General features: G+C 65.7%; 16 protein-coding genes. 14 read left to right on the top strand and 2 right to left on the bottom strand.

Annotation, left to right across the window (positions count from 1 at the left end):
* The first annotated feature begins 17 nt into the window (after nt 1-17).
* From E8F06_RS20840 to E8F06_RS20815, 6 genes are all read left to right on the top strand, one after another.
* Entirely contained in the window at nt 18-1,403 is a 1,386-nt protein-coding gene (locus E8F06_RS20840) for a DUF3426 domain-containing protein (RefSeq protein WP_280370580.1), read from the top strand.
* Between the two features lie 246 nt (nt 1,404-1,649).
* Entirely contained in the window at nt 1,650-2,645 is a 996-nt protein-coding gene (gene dusB / locus E8F06_RS20835) for a tRNA dihydrouridine synthase DusB (RefSeq protein ID WP_280370578.1), read from the top strand.
* The gene (gene fis / locus E8F06_RS20830; protein ID WP_280370576.1) at nt 2,642-2,962 is read left to right on the top strand and encodes a DNA-binding transcriptional regulator Fis; all 321 of its coding nucleotides are present in this window, start codon (nt 2,642-2,644) and stop codon (nt 2,960-2,962) included. The genes dusB and fis overlap by 4 nt, the downstream gene beginning before the upstream one ends.
* Nucleotides 2,963-3,075: 113 nt before the next feature.
* Nucleotides 3,076-4,683: a bifunctional phosphoribosylaminoimidazolecarboxamide formyltransferase/IMP cyclohydrolase gene (purH, locus tag E8F06_RS20825; RefSeq protein WP_280370574.1), complete on the top strand. Its 1,608-nt coding sequence runs from the start codon at nt 3,076-3,078 to the stop codon at nt 4,681-4,683.
* A gap of 232 nt (nt 4,684-4,915) precedes the next feature.
* Nucleotides 4,916-6,205: a phosphoribosylamine--glycine ligase gene (gene purD, locus E8F06_RS20820; protein ID WP_280370572.1), complete on the top strand. Its 1,290-nt coding sequence runs from the start codon at nt 4,916-4,918 to the stop codon at nt 6,203-6,205.
* 153 nt (nt 6,206-6,358) lie between these two features.
* Nucleotides 6,359-9,094: a hybrid sensor histidine kinase/response regulator gene (locus E8F06_RS20815; RefSeq protein WP_280370648.1), complete on the top strand. Its 2,736-nt coding sequence runs from the start codon at nt 6,359-6,361 to the stop codon at nt 9,092-9,094.
* Between the two features lie 114 nt (nt 9,095-9,208).
* Here E8F06_RS20815 and E8F06_RS20810 read toward each other — a convergent pair whose 3' ends face one another.
* Together E8F06_RS20810 and E8F06_RS20805 are read right to left on the bottom strand one after the other, a co-directional pair.
* Nucleotides 9,209-10,288, bottom strand: a complete 1,080-nt coding sequence (locus tag E8F06_RS20810; protein ID WP_280370570.1) for an exo-alpha-sialidase — start codon at nt 10,286-10,288, stop codon at nt 9,209-9,211.
* A gap of 21 nt (nt 10,289-10,309) precedes the next feature.
* A complete protein-coding gene (locus E8F06_RS20805) occupies nt 10,310-10,579 on the bottom strand; it encodes a MoaD/ThiS family protein (RefSeq protein ID WP_280370568.1) in 270 nt (89 codons plus the stop codon).
* Nucleotides 10,580-10,717: 138 nt separating this feature from the next.
* On the opposite strand from E8F06_RS20805, the gene E8F06_RS20800 reads away from it, so the two are divergent.
* From E8F06_RS20800 to urtE, 8 genes are all read left to right on the top strand, one after another.
* Entirely contained in the window at nt 10,718-11,314 is a 597-nt protein-coding gene (locus E8F06_RS20800) for a MarC family protein (RefSeq protein ID WP_280370566.1), read from the top strand.
* A 292-nt stretch (nt 11,315-11,606) separates the two neighbouring features.
* Nucleotides 11,607-13,409, top strand: a complete 1,803-nt coding sequence (atzF, locus tag E8F06_RS20795) for an allophanate hydrolase (RefSeq protein WP_280370564.1) — start codon at nt 11,607-11,609, stop codon at nt 13,407-13,409.
* 4 nt (nt 13,410-13,413) lie between these two features.
* Nucleotides 13,414-14,130 (top strand): GntR family transcriptional regulator, encoded by a 717-nt coding sequence (locus E8F06_RS20790; RefSeq protein WP_280370562.1) that lies wholly within the window; start codon nt 13,414-13,416, stop codon nt 14,128-14,130.
* A gap of 86 nt (nt 14,131-14,216) precedes the next feature.
* Nucleotides 14,217-15,482 carry an urea ABC transporter substrate-binding protein gene (gene urtA / locus E8F06_RS20785; RefSeq protein WP_280370560.1) on the top strand — a complete coding sequence of 422 codons (1,266 nt, stop codon included), beginning with the start codon at nt 14,217-14,219 and terminating at the stop codon, nt 15,480-15,482.
* A 199-nt stretch (nt 15,483-15,681) separates the two neighbouring features.
* The gene (gene urtB / locus E8F06_RS20780) at nt 15,682-17,250 is read left to right on the top strand and encodes an urea ABC transporter permease subunit UrtB (protein WP_280370559.1); all 1,569 of its coding nucleotides are present in this window, start codon (nt 15,682-15,684) and stop codon (nt 17,248-17,250) included.
* Nucleotides 17,251-17,362: 112 nt separating this feature from the next.
* Entirely contained in the window at nt 17,363-18,439 is a 1,077-nt protein-coding gene (gene urtC / locus E8F06_RS20775; protein WP_280370557.1) for an urea ABC transporter permease subunit UrtC, read from the top strand.
* On the top strand, nt 18,440-19,300 hold the full coding sequence (gene urtD / locus E8F06_RS20770; RefSeq protein ID WP_280370555.1) for an urea ABC transporter ATP-binding protein UrtD: 861 nt from the start codon (nt 18,440-18,442) through the stop codon (nt 19,298-19,300). It begins immediately after the preceding gene.
* Between the two features lie 123 nt (nt 19,301-19,423).
* Nucleotides 19,424-20,122 (top strand): urea ABC transporter ATP-binding subunit UrtE, encoded by a 699-nt coding sequence (gene urtE, locus E8F06_RS20765; protein ID WP_280370553.1) that lies wholly within the window; start codon nt 19,424-19,426, stop codon nt 20,120-20,122.
* The last annotated feature ends 11 nt before the right edge of the window (nt 20,123-20,133 follow it).

Below are 20,133 nucleotides of genomic sequence, written 5' to 3'. Positions count from 1 at the left end.
TTCGACCGGATCGCCGCATGACCGACAGCTTCGTCACCCAGTGCCCGCATTGCCAGACCAGTTTCCGCGTCAGCCGCGCCCAGCTGGCAGTGGCCCACGGCGCCGTGCGCTGCGGTGCCTGCCTGCATGTATTCAATGCAGCGCAGCAGTTGCTGGAGTCCCAGGGCCAGGCGGCCGCTCCGGCATCTCCCAAACCCAAGGCACCCGCCGCCGCAACCGCCCCGACACCCAAGCCGGCAGCACCGCAGGCACCGGCCGCTCCAGCGGCATCTGCAGCCCCGGTACCCAGTGTCGCCACCGTGCTCAAGCAGCCGGTTGCAGCACAAGCCAAGCCGCCGGCCCAACCGGCCGGCAGCGAGACCCTGTGGATCCACGACGATCTGGATCTCGACAGCCTCGACCTGGACGAAGAACTGGCCAAGCTGGAGCAGGAAGAGCAACGCCTGTCCCGGGACCTGCTCGGCCCGGGCGCACCGGCGCGCAACGAGGCGCAACCGGAACCGCGCCATGACGAAGGCTGGGCCGAAGCCCTGCTGGAAACCGAGGAACGCACGCCTCCCATGACCGCTGATGCGGATGCGGAACCGGAGCCCGACCTCGAGCTGCGCGCCGAACCCGTTGCCGAGCCGGTCAGCCGTACCCCGGCCGAACCGCCCAAGTCCACGCCGGCGCCGCGCACCGAACCGCGCCTGTCCATGGACCTGGTGGAAGACGAACCGGGCCCGGACTTCAGCCTGGGCTCCGCCCGCGACGACGAGCCGGAAGACCTGCGTGACGACTTCGACGACGACCAGGACGAACCGCAGGCCGCCGAGCCGGCGCGCCTGCAGCCCCAGCGCAGCGAGCCCGGCTTGCGCGACGACGGCCTGCTCGAGCTCAACGAAGAGCCGCTGCAGCTGGACTGGCAGGAACACAAGCGCCCCTGGGGCCGCTGGATCGGCTGGACGCTGCTGAACCTGTTCGCCGTCCTGGCCCTGACCGGCCAGTACGTCTGGTACCACTTCGCTGAACTGGCCAGGCAAGACCAGTACCGCCCCTGGTTCCAGCAGATCTGCCCGGAAATCGGCTGCCAGATGCCCTCCAAGGTGGACATCGAGCTGATCAAGAGCAGCAACCTCGTGGTGCGTAGCCATCCCGAGTTCTCCGGCGCCCTGGTGGTGGACGCCATCCTCTACAACCGCGCGGCCTTCTCCCAGCCGTTCCCGCTGCTGGAACTGCGCTTCGCCGACATCAACGGCCAGCTGCTGGCCAGTCGCCGCTTCAAGCCGGGCGAGTACCTCTCCGGCGAGCTGGCCGGACAGGCGGAAATGCCGCCGCAAACCCCCATCCACATCAGCCTGGACATCCTCGACCCGGGCACCAAGGCCGTGAACTACAGCCTCAGCTTCCACTCCCCAGAATGAGCCGAAAGCGCCGGATTCCGGCGCTTCCAGCCCACCGCTAACTCCCGGCGATAAGTATGGGGCTGTTCAGAATTTGTTCAAAACAGCCTTTATCCAGTCATCGAGAGCGGGTATCATGCCCACCCTTTTTCGAACTCCCTCAGGTTCCTTGCAGAACGTCGGCGAGCACTGACAAAACCAGGTGCAGCCCGCTTCCGTATTGACCCTGGCAGTCAACAGAGCACAGGCCCCAAACAGGGAAGACCCATGTCGGCGGTTAGCATTGGCCCATATGCCTTGCCCAATCAGGTGATCCTCGCCCCCATGGCGGGTGTGACCGACCAGCCGTTCCGTCAGCTTTGCCGCCGCCTCGGCGCCGGCCTGGTGGTATCGGAGATGGTCACCAGTGACGTGCGCCTGTGGAACAGCCGCAAGTCGCGGCTGCGCCTGCTCCACGAGGGGGATCCGGAGCCCCGCTCCGTCCAGATAGCCGGTGGTGATCCGGAGATGCTGGCGGAAGCGGCCAGGGCCAATGTCGAACTCGGTGCACAGATCATCGACATCAACATGGGCTGCCCGGCGAAGAAGGTCTGCAACAAGGCCGCCGGCTCGGCGCTGATGAAGGACGAAGCCCTGGTGGCCGACATCCTCCACGCCGTGGTCAAGGCCGTCGATGTACCCGTCACCCTGAAGATCCGCACCGGTTGGGACCGATCGAACAGGAACGGCATCAATGTGGCGAAGATCGCCGAACAGGCCGGTATCCAGGCCCTGGCCGTCCACGGCCGGACCCGCGCCGACCTGTACACCGGCGAAGCCGAGTACGACACCATCGCTGCGATCAAGCAGGCGGTGTCCATTCCGGTCTTTGCCAACGGCGATATCGATTCGCCACAGAAAGCCAAGCAGGTTCTCGACGCCACCGGCGCCGATGCCCTGCTGATCGGTCGAGCGGCCCAGGGGCGACCCTGGATTTTCCGCGAGATCGCGCATTACCTGGCGACCGGTGAACTACTGCCGGCACCAGGCTTGATCGAAGTGGAACAGATACTGCTGGAGCACCTGGCCGCATTGCACGCCTTCTACGGCGACGAGATGGGCGTTCGCATCGCCCGCAAGCATGTCGGCTGGTATCTGGCAACCCTGCCGGGCGCCAGGGAGTTTCGCGCCAAGTTCAATCGTTTGGAGTCCACGGACGCGCAGTGCGCCAACGTTCGGGAGTTCTTCGCCGAGCGTCATAACGAAGGGGAAAAGGCCGCATGACGACGATGACCGAGAATTTTTTTGATGGGGCAACACCCGTGAGCGACAACGCCAACCTGAAACAGCACCTGACGGCGCCGACCGCTGAGGGCCAGACCCTTCGCGGCAGCGTCGAGAAGGCACTGCACAACTATTTCGCCCATCTTGAGGGCGCCTCCGTCACGGACGTGTACAACCTGGTGCTTTCCGAAGTGGAGGCGCCGCTGCTGGAATCCGTGATGAATTACGTCAAGGGTAACCAGACCAAGGCTTCCGAAATGCTCGGCCTCAACCGGGGCACGCTGCGCAAGAAGCTCAAGCAATACGACCTGCTTTGACGGGCGGGAGCTGGAAGCCGGAAGCCTGAAGCGGGAAAACCCCGACGATCACGCTTCCGGCTTTCAGTTTCAGGCCTGACCGCTTAACCCTCTCCCACTCGAATGGTTCCGAAATGACCGACCAGACCACCCGCCTTCCCGTACGCCGCGCCCTGATCAGCGTCTCCGACAAGACCGGCATCGTCGAATTCGCCCGTGAACTGGCTGCCCTTGGCGTGGAAATCCTTTCCACCGGCGGCACCTACAAGCTGCTCAAGGACAACGCCATCGCTGCCGTGGAAGTCGCTGACTACACCGGTTTCCCGGAAATGATGGACGGCCGCGTGAAGACCCTGCACCCGAAGATCCACGGGGGCATCCTCGGTCGTCGCGACCTCGACGGCGCGGTCATGGAACAGCACGGCATCAAGCCGATCGACCTGGTTGCGGTCAACCTCTACCCCTTCGAAGCCACCGTCGCCAAGCCTGACTGCGACCTGCCGAACGCGATCGAGAACATCGACATCGGCGGCCCGACCATGGTCCGCAGCGCAGCGAAGAACCACAAGGACGTCGCCATCGTCGTCAACGCCAGCGACTACGCCAGCGTCCTCGAAGGCCTGAAGGCCGGCGGCCTGACCTACGCCCAGCGTTTCGACCTGGCCCTCAAGGCGTTCGAGCACACCTCCGCCTACGACGGCATGATCGCCAACTACCTGGGCACCATCGACCAGGCGCGCGACACCCTGTCCACTGAAGACCGTGGCGCCTTCCCGCGCACCTTCAACAGCCAGTTCGTCAAGGCCCAGGAAATGCGCTACGGCGAGAACCCGCACCAGAGCGCGGCGTTCTACGTGGAAGCGAAGAAGGGCGAGGCCAGCGTCTCCACCGCCGTGCAACTGCAGGGCAAGGAACTCTCCTTCAACAACGTGGCCGACACCGACGCCGCGCTGGAGTGCGTGAAGAGCTTCATCAAGCCGGCCTGCGTCATCGTCAAGCACGCCAACCCCTGCGGTGTGGCCGTAGTACCGGAAAATGAAGGCGGCATCCGCAAGGCCTACGACCTGGCCTACGCCACCGACACCGAATCCGCCTTCGGCGGCATCATCGCCTTCAACCGCGAGCTGGACGGCGAAACCGCCAAGGCCATCGTCGAGCGCCAGTTCGTCGAAGTCATCATCGCCCCGAAAATCTCCGCCGCCGCCCGCGAAGTGGTCGCCGCCAAAGCCAACGTCCGCCTGCTGGAATGCGGCGAATGGCCGGCCGAACGCGCTGCTGGCTGGGACTTCAAGCGCGTCAATGGCGGCCTGCTGGTACAGAGCCGCGACATCGGCATGATCAAGGCTGAAGACCTGAAGATCGTGACCCAGCGCGCCCCGAGCGAGCAGGAAATCCACGACCTGATCTTCGCCTGGAAAGTGGCCAAGTTCGTCAAATCCAACGCCATCGTCTACGCCAAGAACCGTCAGACCGTTGGTGTCGGTGCCGGCCAGATGAGCCGCGTGAACTCTGCCCGAATCGCCGCCATCAAGGCCGAGCATGCTGGTCTGGAAGTGAAAGGGGCGGTCATGGCTTCCGACGCCTTCTTCCCCTTCCGCGACGGCATCGACAACGCGGCCAAGGCCGGCATCACCGCCGTGATCCAGCCGGGTGGTTCCATGCGTGACAACGAAGTCATCGCCGCCGCCGATGAAGCAGGCATCGCGATGGTGTTCACCGGCATGCGCCACTTCCGCCACTAAGCGGATACGGCCGCACTCGGACAGGCATCTGCGGCGTTGCCCGGCCCTTCCCTCATGCTCATTGCCAGAAGGCAACTCCGCTGGGTGAAGGGCCGGGCGCCTTGCATCTACCAGCCCGATCGCAACCTCGGCTCCGAGTCGAGAAGAATTCGTAGGTTGGGTCGGGCGGCGCTCCGCGAGCGAAGCGATACCCAACAATCTGGCATCGACCAGAACAGATCAGGAGAGTCCCATGAACGTACTCATCATCGGCAGCGGCGGTCGTGAACACGCCCTGGCCTGGAAAGTGGCCCAGGACCCGCGCGTCGAGAAGGTCTTCGTCGCGCCGGGCAACGCCGGCACCGCGACCGAAGCCAAGTGCGAAAACGTCGCCATCGACGTGCTGGCCCTGGAACAACTGGCCGACTTCGCCGCCAAGAACGTCCAGCTCACCATCGTTGGCCCGGAAGCGCCGCTGGTGAAAGGCGTGGTCGACCTGTTCCGCTCGCGCGGCCTGGATATCTTCGGCCCCACCGCCGGCGCCGCCCAGCTGGAAGGCTCCAAGGCCTTCACCAAGGACTTCCTGGCCCGCCACAAGATTCCCACCGCCGACTACCAGAACTTCACCGAGGTTGAGCCTGCACTGGCCTACCTGCGCGAGAAAGGCGCCCCCATCGTGATCAAGGCCGACGGCCTGGCGGCGGGCAAGGGCGTGATCGTCGCCATGACCCTGGCCGAGGCCGAAGACGCCGTGCGCGACATGCTCGCCGGCAACGCCTTCGGTGACGCCGGTTCGCGCGTTGTGATCGAGGAATTCCTCGATGGCGAAGAAGCCAGCTTCATCGTCATGGTCGACGGCAAGAACGTGCTGCCCATGGCCACCAGCCAGGACCACAAGCGCGTCGGCGATGGCGATACCGGTCCGAATACCGGCGGCATGGGCGCCTACTCCCCGGCTCCGGTGGTCACCGCCGACGTGCACCAGCGCGTGATGGACGAAGTCATCTACCCGACCGTGCGCGGCATGGCCGAGGAAGGCAACGTCTACACCGGCTTCCTCTACGCCGGCCTGATGATCGACAAGAGCGGCGCGCCCAAGGTCATCGAGTTCAACTGCCGCTTCGGCGACCCGGAAACCCAACCGATCATGGTGCGCCTGGAAAGCTCCCTGGTCCTGCTGGTCGAGGCCGCCCTGGCCAAGGCCCTGGACAAGGTCGAAGCCACCTGGGACCCGCGCCCCACCGTAGGCGTGGTGCTGGCCGCTGGCGGCTACCCGGGCGACTACGCCAAGGGTGACGTGATCGAGGGCCTGGCCGACGCCGCTGCCCTGGACGGCAAGGTGTTCCACGCCGGTACCGCGCAGAAGGACGGCAATATCGTCACCGCTGGCGGCCGCGTGCTCTGCGCCACTGCCATCGGCGCCAGCGTGTCCGACGCGCAGCAGCAGGCCTATCGCCTGGCGGAGAAGATCCGCTGGAACGGCTGCTTCTACCGCAAGGACATCGGCTACCGGGCCATTGCCCGGGAACGCGGCGAAGGGTAAGAAGTCAATAAATAGTGCTCACCAAGGCGGCCCGATGGCCGCCTTGGTCATATTCCGCCCGAGAAGGCCTTGTCTATAATCCGGCCACTCACCCACGAAGGGACCTCGACCGTGCCCCGGCTCAGGATTGCCACAGGATTGATCGCCAGTCTGATGCTGGCCCTGATTTATCTGCTGCCCGCCCAGGCGGCCGAGCAGCGGCAATGGAGCATGCTGCTCGATCCCAGTGCCAACCTGCAGTTGCAGGAGATCCGCACTCAGCAAGCCCTTTCCCAGTTCGCCCCGATCGACCTCGACCAGCTCTACACCCCCGGCGGCAACAGCGCCCTGTGGCTGCACTACCAGCTTCCGCCCGGCCAGCACGAGCAATTGCTGCGGGTCTTCGCCCCCTACCTGGCCTACCTCGACCTCTACGTCCTCAAGGGCGACGAACTGGTAGCCCATACCCGCACCGGCAGCCGCCTGCCCTTCAGCGAACGCCCGCTGCCCAGCCGCGATTTCCTTCTGCCCCTGCCCGTCCAGCAGGAGCCCCTCGACCTCTACCTGCGCATGGCCTCGGAACACGCCCTGCGCCCCACCGTGACGCTGCAATCCGCTGCACTGATGGCCGCCGACGACACCCGTCCGCTGCTCTTCGGCCTGCTGCTCGGCGGCCTCGGCATGCTGATCTATTACAACCTGATGCGCTACGCGTACTCACGCGCCGCCGTCAGCCTCTGGCTCGCCGCCGCACAGAGCGGCCTGATGGTCACCGGCATCAGCCTGTTGGGCATCAGCTCACCCTGGCTGGGCGACTGGCAGAGCGCGCAGCCGCAGATCGCCAACCTGGCCATGCTGACCGCCATGGTCTGCGCCCTGGCCTTCACCGTCAGCTTCTTCCACAAGGTCTGCCCGAGCACGCCGCTCACCGGCCTGCTGCTGGGCGAGATCGTGATGATCGGCCTGACCGCGATCCTGCTGCTGATCATCACCGAGCTGCAGTTCAATCAGCTGGTCTACGTACTGGCCGCCATCGCCAGCCTCAGCATGTTCGCCCTCGCCATCGTCCACTGGCGCCATGGCTATCGTCCGGCGCGGCTGTTCAGCCTGGCCCTGGGCGTGTTCTGCATCGCCATCCTCGGCGCCCTGCCGGCCCTGTTCGGTTACTGGCACATGCAGTCCGACTGGCTGGCCTACGCCCTGCTGGCGATTTCCACCATCAGCGGCGTGTTCCTCAGCATGGCCCTGAGCGAACGCCAGCGACGCCTCCAGCACGAAGCCTTCAGCGCCAGCCGCGCCCTGGCAGCCAGTTCCGCCGAACTCAAGGCCAAGGGTGAGTTCCTCGCCAAGATCAGCCACGAGATCCGCACCCCGATGAACGGCGTGCTGGGCATGACCGAGCTGCTCCTGGGCACCCCGCTGTCGGCCAAGCAGCGCGACTACGTGCAGACCATCCACAGCTCCGGCAACGAACTGCTCACCCTGATCAACGAGATCCTCGACATTTCGAAGCTGGAATCCGGGCAGATCGAGCTGGACGACGTGCAGTTCGACCTCAATGCCCTGATCGACGACTGCCTCGACATCTTCCGCGCCAAGGCCGAGCAGCAGCGGGTCGAGCTCATCAGCTTCATGCAGCCCCAGGTTCCCCGCGTCGTCAGCGGCGACCCCACCCGCCTGCGGCAGATTCTCCTCAGCCTGCTGGACAACGCCTTCAAGCAGACCGACGAAGGTGAAATCCTCCTGGTGGTGGCCCTGGACAACAGCGCCCCCCAGCCGCGCCTGCGCATCGCCGTGCAGGACAGCGGCCGGCCCCTGGACGCCAGCGAACGCGAGGCGCTGCTCAACGCAGAACTGCAGAGCAGCGACTTCCTCGCCACCTCCAAGCTCGGCGGCCGCCTGGGTCTGGTCATCGCTCGCCAGCTGGTACGCCTGATGAACGGCGAGTTCGGCATCCAGAGCGGCTCCGGCCAGGGCAGCACACTCTGGTTGACCCTGCCGTTGGACGCCCAGCACCTGATACGCCCCACCGCCGACCTCGACAGCCCGCTGGAAGGCGCCCGCCTGCTGGTGGTGGACGACAACGACACTTGCCGCAAGGTGCTGGTGCAGCAGTGCAGCGCCTGGGGCCTGCAGGTCAGCGCCGTGCCTTCCGGCAAGGAGGCCCTGGCCCTGCTGCGCACCAAGGCGCACCTGCGCGAGTATTTCGACGTGGTCCTGCTGGACCAGGACATGCCCGGCATGACCGGCATGCAGCTGGCGGCCAAGATCAAGGAAGACCCCAGCCTCAGCCACGACATCCTGATCATCATGCTCACCGGCATCAGCAACGCGCCGAGCAAGATCATCGCGCGCAACGCCGGCATCAAGCGCATCCTCGCCAAGCCGGTGGCGGGCTACACGCTGAAGACCACGCTGGCGGACGAGCTCAACCAGCGCAAGGACGGCGGCGCCATCTCCCTGCCGGGCTCGCAGGTCAGCGAACCGCTGCATGTACCCAGCGACTTCCGCATCCTGGTGGCCGAGGACAACAGCATTTCCACCAAGGTCATCCGCGGCATGCTGAGCAAGCTCAATCTTGAGCCGGATACTGCCAGCAACGGCGAGGAAGCCCTGAGCGCGATGAAGAACCAGCACTACGACCTGGTGCTGATGGACTGCGAAATGCCGGTACTGGACGGCTTCACCGCCACCGAGATGCTGCGCAATTGGGAAAACCTGGAGCAGCGCCCGCGCACCCCGGTAGTCGCCCTGACCGCCCACATCCTCAGCGAACACAAGGAACGCGCCCGCCTCGCCGGCATGGACGGCCACATGGCCAAGCCGGTGGAACTCTCGCAACTGCGCGAACTGATCGAGTACTGGGTGGCCGAGAAGGAAATGCGCGACCGCCACGCGATGCATAGCTGACGGTTCTCCAGCCTTGATGGTGGGCTGAAGCCCACCCTGTGGGGGCGATTTCAATCGCTATGCGAACCGCAGGTTCGCCCTTCAAATCTTCCAAGGGGCCTCTGACCGGCCCCGCTACCCCCACCTCACCGCAAAAATCGGCGGCAAATGCCCCGCCACCAGCTTCCAGCTGTCCCCCTGGTCCTCGGATATCCACAGATGCCCTGTGGTGGAGCCCATTGCCAGGCACTGCCCGCTGCCATCCACGTCCAGCCCGTGGCGATACACCAGGTCGTAGCAGAGCTGCTGCGGCAGCCCCTGCTCCAGAACATCGAAACGCTTGCCACCATCGCGGGTACGGGTGACCCGCAGGCGCTGATCGGTGGGCACGCGGCATTCATCCTTCACCGCCGGCACGAACCAGGCGCAGTCCGGGTCGGACGGATGCACCGCCACCGCGAAACCGAAGGTAGAGGGACCGGCCTGCTCGATCTCCCGCCAGTTCAAGCCGCGATCGGAACTGACGAAAATGCCGCTGTGATGCTGCACCCAGAGTCGCTCTGGGCCTGCCGGGCAGGCCACCATGCGGTGCGGGTCCTGGATGTCCGGGTCTTCGGCGCGTTCCGGCGGCATGTAGGCAGCGCGCATGCCACGGGTTCGGTGGTTCCAGCTGGCGCCTTCGTCCTCGCTGTGCCAGATGCCGCCGCAGGACACCGCCAGGGTCAGGTGCCGGCTGTTGCGCGGGTCGACGCAGATGGAGTGGATGCCCGGCTGGTCATAACCGCCGCCGAACCAGTTGACCCGCTCCGGGCGCTGCCAGAGGCTGTCCACCAGCTCCCAGGAACTGCCCCGGTCGCGGGACTTGAACAGGCCGCCGGGAATGGTGCCCGCCCAGAGCACTCCGGGCTGATCGGCACCCCCCGGTTCCAGGCACCAGATCATCTCCACGGAGGGCCCTTCCTCGCCCTCCGCTGCCGGGGCGAAGGCCGGGGCGGCCACTTCCGTCCAGTTCTGCCCGGCGTCCGCCGAGCGCCACAACTTGGGGCCGAAATGGCCCAGGTTCAGGGCGGCATAGAGGTGGCCGTCACGCGGGTCGGCCAGCAGCATGCTCACGGGTTCGCCAAGAAAGTCCTGGCGCACCAGGCGCCAGCCGTCGCCCTCGGGCTCGAAACGCAGCAGCCCCTTGCGGCTTGCCACATGGATGCATCGGCTCATGGTGATTCTCCTTGTGCCGGCTCAACCGCCGGACAGCGCCTGGACAACGAAGATGTCGCTGGCCGGCCCCACCGGGTCAGTGTGGCGGCGACGGTCGCTGACTTGCTGGGCGTCGACGAAGATCGCCACATGACGGCGCAGGCGGCCCTGGTCATCCAGCAGGTAGCTGCGCAGGCGCGGATTGGCGACGAAGGCGGCTTCCAGCGCCTCGGCCACGGTGGCCGCCGCGACGTCCAGTTCAGGGACGTCGAGGTGACGTTGCAGGTTGGGAGTGAAGCTCATGTGCGCCATCAACGGCTCCCTGCGCGACGAAACAACCCGGTTGAATCAGGTTAGCCGACGACCTTGGCGCGGTTATAGTTGTGCGCCCAATGGCAGGGCAGCCTCTACACTCATCAGCGGCCCTCGCAGTCACGAACGGATGCCCCCATGCTCGAAAGCCTTTCCAGTCTTTACCTGAAGATGCTGGTGCTCTACAGCCCCTTCTTCGTGCTCTCCTGCTTCATCAGCCTGACCCGTGGCTACACGGTGAAGGAGCGCAAGAAGCTCGCCTGGAAAGTCGCCCTGGGCACCTTGATCGCCAGTGCCCTGCTCTACCTGTTCGGCCAGGCCATCTTCAATGTCTTCGGCATCACCATCGACGCCTTCCGCATCGGCGCCGGCACCGTGCTGTTCATCTCCGCCCTGGGCATGGCCCAGGGAAAACCGGCGGTGCAGGCGGACAACGTGCAGCAGGACGTCACCATCGTGCCGCTGACCATCCCGCTCACCGTCGGCCCAGGCACCATCGGCGCCATGCTGGTCATGGGCGCCGGACACGTGCAGTGGGCGGACAAGCTCACCGCCCTTATCGCCATCGCCATCGCCGCCGCCACCGTGGGCGCCATCCTCTACCTCTCCGATCGCATCGAACGCATCCTCGGCGATCAGGGCCTGCAGATCGTCAGCCGCCTGATGGGCCTGTTCGTCTGCGCCCTGGCTGCGCAGATCATCTTCACCGGGGTGAAGAATTACCTGGTGCTGTAGCTCCGTGCGCTCCAGTGCAGCCCCGTAGGATGGGTTGAGGTACGAAACCCATGCGGGCCGTGGTCGATGGGTATCGCTGCGCTCCAGCGGAACGCCGCCCGCCGTCCTACGAACAGCACATTGCACCAGCCAGTGCCCCTTGCGCCCTCGTGCGCCCCAGCGCGGTGCGCCCAATGCCTGGGAAAATCCCGATTCTTCCAGCCCGACGCCAGTAACCACGCGCCTTTCCGGAACCTGGCACCGCCCTTGCTCAAGGGAATTCCAACTTGGATACAAGATGGAACTCCAGAGCATGTCCGACGCCCCGATCGCCTTCACCCTCGCCGACTGGCAACAGGCCTATCGCGACCAGCTGCAACCCACCGACCTGTTGCACGCCCTGCTCCGGCGCCTCGACGTGGACGACAACGCCTGGATCAGCCTGGCCAGCACCGAACAGCTAGACGCCCAGCTCACCGAACTGTCGGCCCTGCTGGATGCCGCCGAAGGCCAGCGGGAGCGTCTGCCCCTCTACGGCGTGCCCTTCGCCATCAAGGACAACATCGACGCCGCCGGCTGGACCACCACCGCCGCCTGCCCGGCCTTCGCCTATGAAGCTGCCGAAGACGCCACCGTGGTCGCCCACCTGCGCGCGGCTGGCGCGATCCTGATCGGCAAGACCAACCTCGACCAGTTCGCCACCGGCCTGGTGGGCACGCGTTCCCCCTATGGCGCCGTACCCAATGCCTTCGACCCGGACTACGTCAGCGGCGGCTCCAGCTCCGGCTCCGCCTCGGTGGTCGCCCGTGGCCTGGTGCCCTTCGCCCTCGGCACCGACACTGCCGGCTCGGGCCGGGTACCCGCCGGTTTCAACAACATCGTCGGCCTGAAACCCACCAAGGGTTGGCTGTCCACGACCGGTCTGGTGCCGGCCTGCCGCACCATCGACTGCATCTCGGTGTTCGCCCTGACCGTGGCCGACGCCGAAACCGTGGCAGGCATCAGTGGCGGCTACGACGCCCTCGATCCTTACTCCCGGCAGAATCCCAACAGTGCTCCGGTGGGCATGGCCGCCAAACCGAAACTGGCGGTGCCGGACACACTGGAGTTCTTCGGCGACGAGCAGACCCGTACCGTCTTCGAAGCCGCGCTGGACAGGCTCCGCGCGCTCGGTGCCGAAGTCACCCCGATCGACTTCAGCCCCTTCCGCCAACTGGCGGCGCAGCTCTACCAGGGCCCCTGGGTGGCGGAACGCACCGTGGCGGCCGGGGCGATCTTCACCGACCAACCCGAAGCCATGGACCCGGTGGTACGCGGCATCCTCGACAACGGCCCGAACTACAGCGCCTGCGACGCCTACCGCGCCGAGTACCTGCGCGCCGAACTGGCACGACGTATCAACGACGCCCTGGCGCCCTTCGACGCACTGGTGGTGCCCACTTCGCCGACCATCCGCCGCATCGCCGAGATGGCCGAGGAACCGGTGCTGTTCAACGCCCAGTTCGGCACCTATACGAACTTCACCAACTTCGCCGACCTCAGCGCCCTGGCACTGCCCGCAGGGTTCCGCGCAGACGGCCTGCCCGCCGGCATCACCCTGCTCGCCCCGGCCTGGCACGACGCCGCCCTGGCCAGCTTCGGCAAACGCTGGCAAGCCAGCCTCGACCTGCCCCTTGGCGCCACCAGCCGCGCACTGCCGACCCAGCCAGCCGCCGCGCAGGCACCGGGTTGCGTGCGCGTCGCGGTGGTCGGCGCGCACCTCACTGGTATGCCGCTGAACTTCCAGCTCACCAGCCGCAATGCAGTGCTGGTGGAAGAAACCCGCACCGCCAGCGACTATCGCCTGTTCGCCCTGCCCGGCACCGTGCCACCCAAGCCGGGGCTGGCCCGCAACCAGGACGGCGCCGAGCTGATCGTCGAACTCTGGGACGTCCCACAGGCCCGCTTCGGCGAGTTCGTCGCCGAAATCCCCCCGCCGCTCGGCATCGGCAACCTGCAGCTGGCCGATGGACGCTGGGTGAAGGGTTTCATCTGCGAGCCCTACGCACTGGAAGGCGCCCGCGACATCACCGCCTTCGGTGGTTGGCGCGCCTTCATTGCCAGCCAGGTGCGCTGACGCCATGGAGCTCGCCAGCCCGCGCAGCACGCGCCCGGAACGCCCCGACAGCCTGGCCGGGCGCATCTACGCCCGGCTCAAGGAGGACATCAGCAAATTCCGCCTGCTGCCCGGCGACCGCTTCAGCGAAGGCGACGTGGCCGAGCGTATGGCCGCCAGCCGCACGCCAGTGCGCCAGGCCCTGCATCGCCTGGAACGCGAGGGCTACCTGGAGGTGCGCTTTCGCAGCGGCTGGCAGGTGAAGGCCTTCGACTTCGATCACTTCGAGGAGCTGTACGAGCTGCGCATCGTCCTCGAACTGGAGGCGGTACGTCGCCACTGCACCCGCCCTACCGAGGAGCAACCCGAAGCACTGCAACAGCTCGGTCGCACCTGGATGGTGCAACCGCGACCGGACGACGGCTTCGAGGTGTCGCGCCTGGACGAGGATTTCCACTGCCAGTTGGTGGAAGCGGCCGGCAACCGCGAGATGGCCCGAATCCACCGCGAAGTCAGCGAAAAGATCCGCATCATCCGCAGCCTGGACTTCACCCAGGCGCCACGCATCGACGCCACCTACGCCGAACACACGGTAATTCTCCAGGCCATCGCCGGTCGTCGATGCGAAGAGGCACAGCAATTGCTGAGGACCCATATCGAAACCAGCAAGGCCGAAGTACGCAAGATCACCCTGCACATGTTGCACAGCGCTCGGCAGAGACCGCAGCCAGACCAAGGGTGACGAGGAAGCCCCTTTGAAAACTGCCCTGACAAGAACGCAGAACAACGCAGTTATTCGAAAACTTGGATAAGAACGGAGATCGACCCATGCAACGTCGCAGCCTGATCAAGGCCTTCACCCTTTCCGCATCCATCGCCGCCATGGGCATGTCCTGGACTCTCCAGGCGGCCGAGACCATCAAGGTCGGCATCCTGCACTCCCTCTCCGGCACCATGGCGATCTCCGAGACGTCGCTGAAAGACATGGCGCTGATGACCATCGACGAGATCAACGCCAAGGGCGGCGTGAACGGCAAGCAGCTCGAACCGGTGGTGGTGGACCCGGCGTCCAACTGGCCGCTGTTCGCCGAAAAGGCCCGCCAGCTGCTGACCAAGGACAAGGTGGATGTGGTCTTCGGTTGCTGGACCTCGGTATCGCGCAAGTCCGTGCTGCCGGTGTTCGAGGAGCTGAACGGCCTGCTGTTCTACCCGGTGCAATACGAGGGTGAAGAACTCTCGCCCAACGTCTTCTACACCGGCGCCGCACCGAACCAGCAGGCCATCCCGGCGGTGGAATACCTGATGAGCGAAGACGGCGGCAGCGCCAAGCGCTTCTTCCTGATGGGCACCGACTACGTCTACCCGCGCACCACCAACAAGATCCTGCGCAGCTTCCTGCACAGCAAAGGCATCGCCGACAAGGACATCGAAGAGGTCTACACCCCCTTCGGCCACAGCGACTACCAAACCATCGTCGCCAACATCAAGAAGTTCTCCGCCGGCGGCAAGACCGCGGTGATCTCCACCGTCAACGGCGACTCCAACGTGCCCTTCTACAAGGAACTGGCCAACCAGGGCCTGGAGGCCACCGACGTGCCAGTGGTGGCCTTCTCGGTGGGCGAGGAAGAACTGCGCGGCATCGACACCAAGCCGCTGGTGGGCCACCTGGCCGCCTGGAACTACTTCGAGTCTGTGGATAACCCCGTCAACGGCAAGTTCGTCGAGCAGTGGAAGGCCTACGCCAAGGCCAAGAACCTGCCCAACTACCAGACCGCAGTGACCAACGACCCGATGGAAGCCACTTACGTCGGCATCCACATGTGGGCCCAGGCCGTGGAGAAAGCCGGCACCACCGATGTGAACAAGGTCCGCGAAGCCCTGGCCGGCCAGTCCTTCGCCGCGCCGTCCGGCTACACCCTGACCATGGACAAGACCAACCACCACCTGCACAAGCCGGTGATGATCGGCGAGATCCAGGAAGACGGTCAGTTCTCCGTGGTCTGGCAGACCGAAGGCCCCCTGCGCGCCCAGCCGTGGAGCCCCTTCATTCCAGGCAATGACAAGAAGCCGGATTACGCGGTGAAGACGAACTGAGCTTCCGGAGAACCGTGCTGCCCCTGACTCCCCTCACCCCTAGCCCCTCTCCCGGAGGGAGAGGGGAACTGTTCGGAGTCCTCGGGGAAGCACGGCGCCCGGTACGACGTCACCCCTCTCCCCCTGGGAGAGGGGCCGGGGGTGAGGGATGTGTCAGCCGGCACAGTCCTCTTTCCGCGCTATGAACCAGGACCATCGAATGCCATCTGCCCTCTCCCAACTCATCCTCGCCCTGGCCCTGCTGCTCCCTCTGGAAGCCCTGGCCGGCGACGCCAACGACTTCGCCGCCGCCAACCCGGCGCAACAGGCGAAGCTGCTGGAACACTGGGCCACCGAGCCCGACGCCGCGCGCCAGCCGCTGCTGGACGCCCTGCAACAAGGCCGCTTCGCCATCGACAGCAAGCTCGCCTTCATCGAACAGGACGGCACCTTCATTGCCGCCGAAGGTGATGCATCCCCCGCCGGTGCACCGAAAAAGCTGCGCCTGAACAATCGCCTGCGCGGCCTTCTGATCACCGCCCAGGCCAGCCACCAGTTGCTCGCCGCCGAACCCGCCGCACGCCTGGAAGCCGCCCGGCAATTGCAGAAGAGCGCCAAGCCGGCGCAATTGCCGCTGCTCAACCAGCGCATGGTCGCGGAGGAAGATACCGGCGTGCGCGACGCCATCAGCCTCGCCCTGGCCAACCTGCAACTGGTCGACCCCGATCCGGCCATCCGCCTCAATGCCGTGCGCCTGCTCGGCGAAACCGGCGACCCACTGGCGCGTACCCGCCTCGAAGCGCTGCTCGATCCGGCCGTGGAAACCGACGCAGCGGTACGCACCGCTGCCGAAACCAGCCTGGCCCAGGTCAAGCGCCGGCTGCTGGTGGGCGAGTTGCTTGGCCAGGCCTTCAGCGGCCTGTCCCTCGGCTCCATCCTGCTGCTGGCAGCCCTCGGCCTGGCGATCACTTTCGGCCTGCTCGGCGTGATCAACATGGCCCACGGCGAGATGCTGATGCTCGGCGCCTACACCACCTACATGGTGCAGCTCGGCTTCCAGCGATTGGCGCCGGAGATGCTCGCCCTCTACCCGCTGGTGGCGCTGCCGGTGGCCTTCTTCGTCACGGCCCTGGTGGGCATGGCGCTGGAGCGCACGGTGATCCGCCATCTCTACGGCCGTCCGCTGGAAACCCTGCTGGCCACCTGGGGCATCAGCCTGATCCTGATCCAGCTGGTGCGGGTGATCTTCGGTGCGCAGAACGTCGAAGTGGCCAACCCCGCCTGGCTCTCCGGGGGGATGCAGGTGCTGCCCAACCTGGTGCTGCCCTACAACCGCATCGTGATCATCGGCTTCGCCCTGTTCGTAGTGGTCCTGACCTGGCTGCTGCTGAACAAGACCCGCCTGGGCCTCAACGTCCGCGCCGTCACCCAGAACCGCAACATGGCCGCCTGCTGCGGCGTGCCCACCGGCCGTGTGGACATGCTTGCCTTCGGCCTTGGCTCCGGCATCGCTGGCCTGGGCGGCGTCGCCCTGTCGCAGATCGGCAACGTCGGCCCGGACCTTGGCCAGGGCTACATCATCGACTCGTTCCTGGTGGTGGTGCTGGGCGGCGTCGGCCAGCTCGCCGGTAGCGTCATGGCCGCCTTCGGCCTCGGTGTGGCGAACAAGATCCTGGAACCTTCGATCGGTGCCGTGCTGGGCAAGATCCTCATCCTCGCGCTGATCATTCTCTTCATCCAGAAGCGACCCCAGGGTCTCTTCGCCCTGAAAGGACGGGTGATCGACTGATGAAGACTCCAGCTTTTCGTAGGAGCGAGCTTGCTCGCGAAGCTCTGCCCCGCCATTCGCGAGCAAGCTCGCTCCTACAGAGACCCCTCACCGGCCCGAGAGAGAATCGCCCATGAACCAGCCCATCACAGTCACGGTCGCCCAGAAAGCCGGCCCCAGACTGACCCTGGCGATTGCTGCCGTGGTCGGCGTCATTCTCCTGACCATGCCGCTGCTGCACCTGCTGCCGGCGGACAACCCGCTGCAGGTCTCGGCCTACACCCTGACGCTGGTGGGCAAGATCCTCTGCTACGCCATCGTCGCCCTCGCCCTGGACCTGGTCTGGGGCTACGCGGGGCTGCTGTCCCTCGGACACGGGCTGTTCTTCGCCCTGGGCGGTTACGCCATGGGCATGTACCTGATGCGCGAAGCGGCCGGCGACGGGCTGCCGGCCTTCATGAGCTTCCTCGCCTGGACCGAGCTGCCCTGGTACTGGGCTGGCACCCAGCACTTCCTCTGGGCCCTGTGCCTGGTGGTGCTGGCCCCCGGTCTGCTGGCGCTGGTGTTCGGCTTCTTCGCCTTCCGCTCGCGGATCAAGGGCGTGTACTTCTCGATCATGACCCAGGCGCTGACCTTCGCCGGCATGCTGCTGTTCTTCCGCAATGAAACCGGCTTCGGCGGCAACAACGGCTTCACCGACTTCAAGCGCATCCTCGGTTTCGACGTCACCGCACCCGGCACCCGCGCCGTGCTGTTCCTGGCCACGGTGGCGCTGCTGGTGGGCAGCCTGCTGCTCGGCTGGCGCCTGGCCCGGAGCAAGTTCGGCCGCGTGCTCACGGCGCTGCGCGATGCCGAGAACCGGCTGATGTTCTGCGGCTACGACCCGCGCGGTTACAAGCTGTTCATCTGGGTGCTGTCGGCGGTGCTCTGCGGCCTGGCCGGCGCGCTCTACGTGCCCCAGGTGGGCATCATCAACCCCAGCGAGATGTCGCCCACCAACTCCATCGAAGCGGCCGTGTGGGTGGCGCTCGGCGGTCGCGGTTCGCTGGTCGGCCCGCTGCTGGGCGCGGGCCTGGTCAACGGCATGAAGAGCTGGTTCACCGTGGCCTTCCCGGAGTACTGGCTGTTCTTCCTCGGCGCCCTGTTCATCCTGGTCACGCTCTATTTGCCCAAGGGTGTGATTGGCCTGGTCAAACGGGGAGACAAGTAAATGCGCGCAGCCCCGCTACCCGAACTCATGCTCGAACCCGCCTTCGATCCCAACCGCGATGCCGGCAGCAGCCGCGACTCACTGGGCCTCGGCCGTGTCGCCGGCCAAGGCCTGGACGTACGCCACGGCACCATCCTCACCCTGGAAGACATCAGCGTCAGCTTCGACGGCTTCAAGGCGCTGCGCGACCTCAACCTCTACATCGGGGTCGGCGAGCTGCGCTGCATCATCGGCCCCAACGGCGCGGGCAAGACCACGCTGATGGACGTGATCACCGGCAAGACGCGCCCCGACACCGGCAAGGCCTGGTTCGGCGAAACCCTCGACCTCACCCGCATGAGCGAAGTGGAAATCGCCCAGGCCGGTATCGGCCGCAAGTTCCAGAAGCCCACGGTGTTCGAGGCGCTCTCGGTGTTCGAGAACCTGGAGCTGGCGCAGAAGACCGATAAATCGGTGTGGGCCAGCCTACGCGCGAAGCTCACCAGCGAGCAGAAGGACCGCATCGACGAAGTGCTCTCGTTGATCCGCCTGGAGGCCTCGCGCAATCGTCCGGCGGGCCTGCTCTCCCACGGCCAGAAGCAGTTCCTGGAAATCGGCATGCTGCTGATGCAGGACCCGCAGTTGTTGCTGCTCGACGAACCGGTGGCGGGCATGACCGACGCCGAAACCGAATTCACCGCCGAGCTGTTCAAGGGCCTCGCCGGCCAGCATTCGCTGATGGTGGTGGAGCACGACATGGGTTTTGTCGGCAGCATCGCCGACCACGTCACCGTGCTGCACCAGGGCCATGTGCTGGCCGAAGGCTCCCTCGCCGATGTGCAGGCCAACGAACAGGTGATCGAGGTCTACCTCGGCCGCTGAATGGGCTGCCGGTTGAACACACCGTAGGTTGGTGCAGAGCGAAGCGAAGCCCAACAACCGGTTCGCAGAACCGGCATCGGTGACACATGAACATGGGAGCGCCATCCAAAGGGGAACCAACACATGCTGACAGTCGACAAGCTCCACCAGTACTACGGCGGCAGCCATATCCTTCGCGGCCTGTCGTTCGACGTGAAGATCGGCGAAGTCACCTGCCTGCTCGGGCGCAACGGCGTGGGCAAGACCACCTTGCTCAAATGCCTGATGGGCCTGATCCCGGCGAAGGAAGGCACGGTGAACTGGGAAGGCCGCGCCATCACCGGCTTCAAGCCGCACCAGCGGGTGCATGCTGGCATCGCCTACGTGCCCCAGGGCCGCGAGATCTTCCCGCGCCTGACGGTGGAAGAAAACCTGCTGATGGGACTGTCACGCTTCAGCGCAAAAGACGCCAAGGCAGTGCCGGAATCCATCTACGAACTCTTCCCCGTGCTGCGGGAGATGAAGCATCGTCGTGGCGGTGATCTCTCCGGTGGCCAGCAGCAACAGCTCGCCATCGGCCGCGCCCTGGCCAGCCAGCCGCGCCTGCTGATCCTCGACGAGCCCACCGAAGGCATCCAGCCCTCGGTGATCAAGGAGATCGGCGCGGTGATCAGGAAGCTCGCCGGACGCGGCGACATGGCCATCCTGCTGGTGGAGCAGTTCTACGACTTCGCCGCCGAACTGGCCGACCAGTACCTGGTGATGAGCCGGGGCGAAATCATCCAGCAGGGACGCGGAGAAAACATGGAAGCCGAAGGCGTGCGCGGCCTGGTGACCATCTGACGAAAGCACGA

The sequence above is a fragment of the Pseudomonas sp. BN411 genome (genome assembly GCF_029871235.1).
Lineage (GTDB): Bacteria > Pseudomonadota > Gammaproteobacteria > Pseudomonadales > Pseudomonadaceae > Metapseudomonas.
The sequence above is the reverse complement of the archived record's forward strand: the minus strand, read 5'-3'. Positions and strand labels throughout refer to the sequence as shown.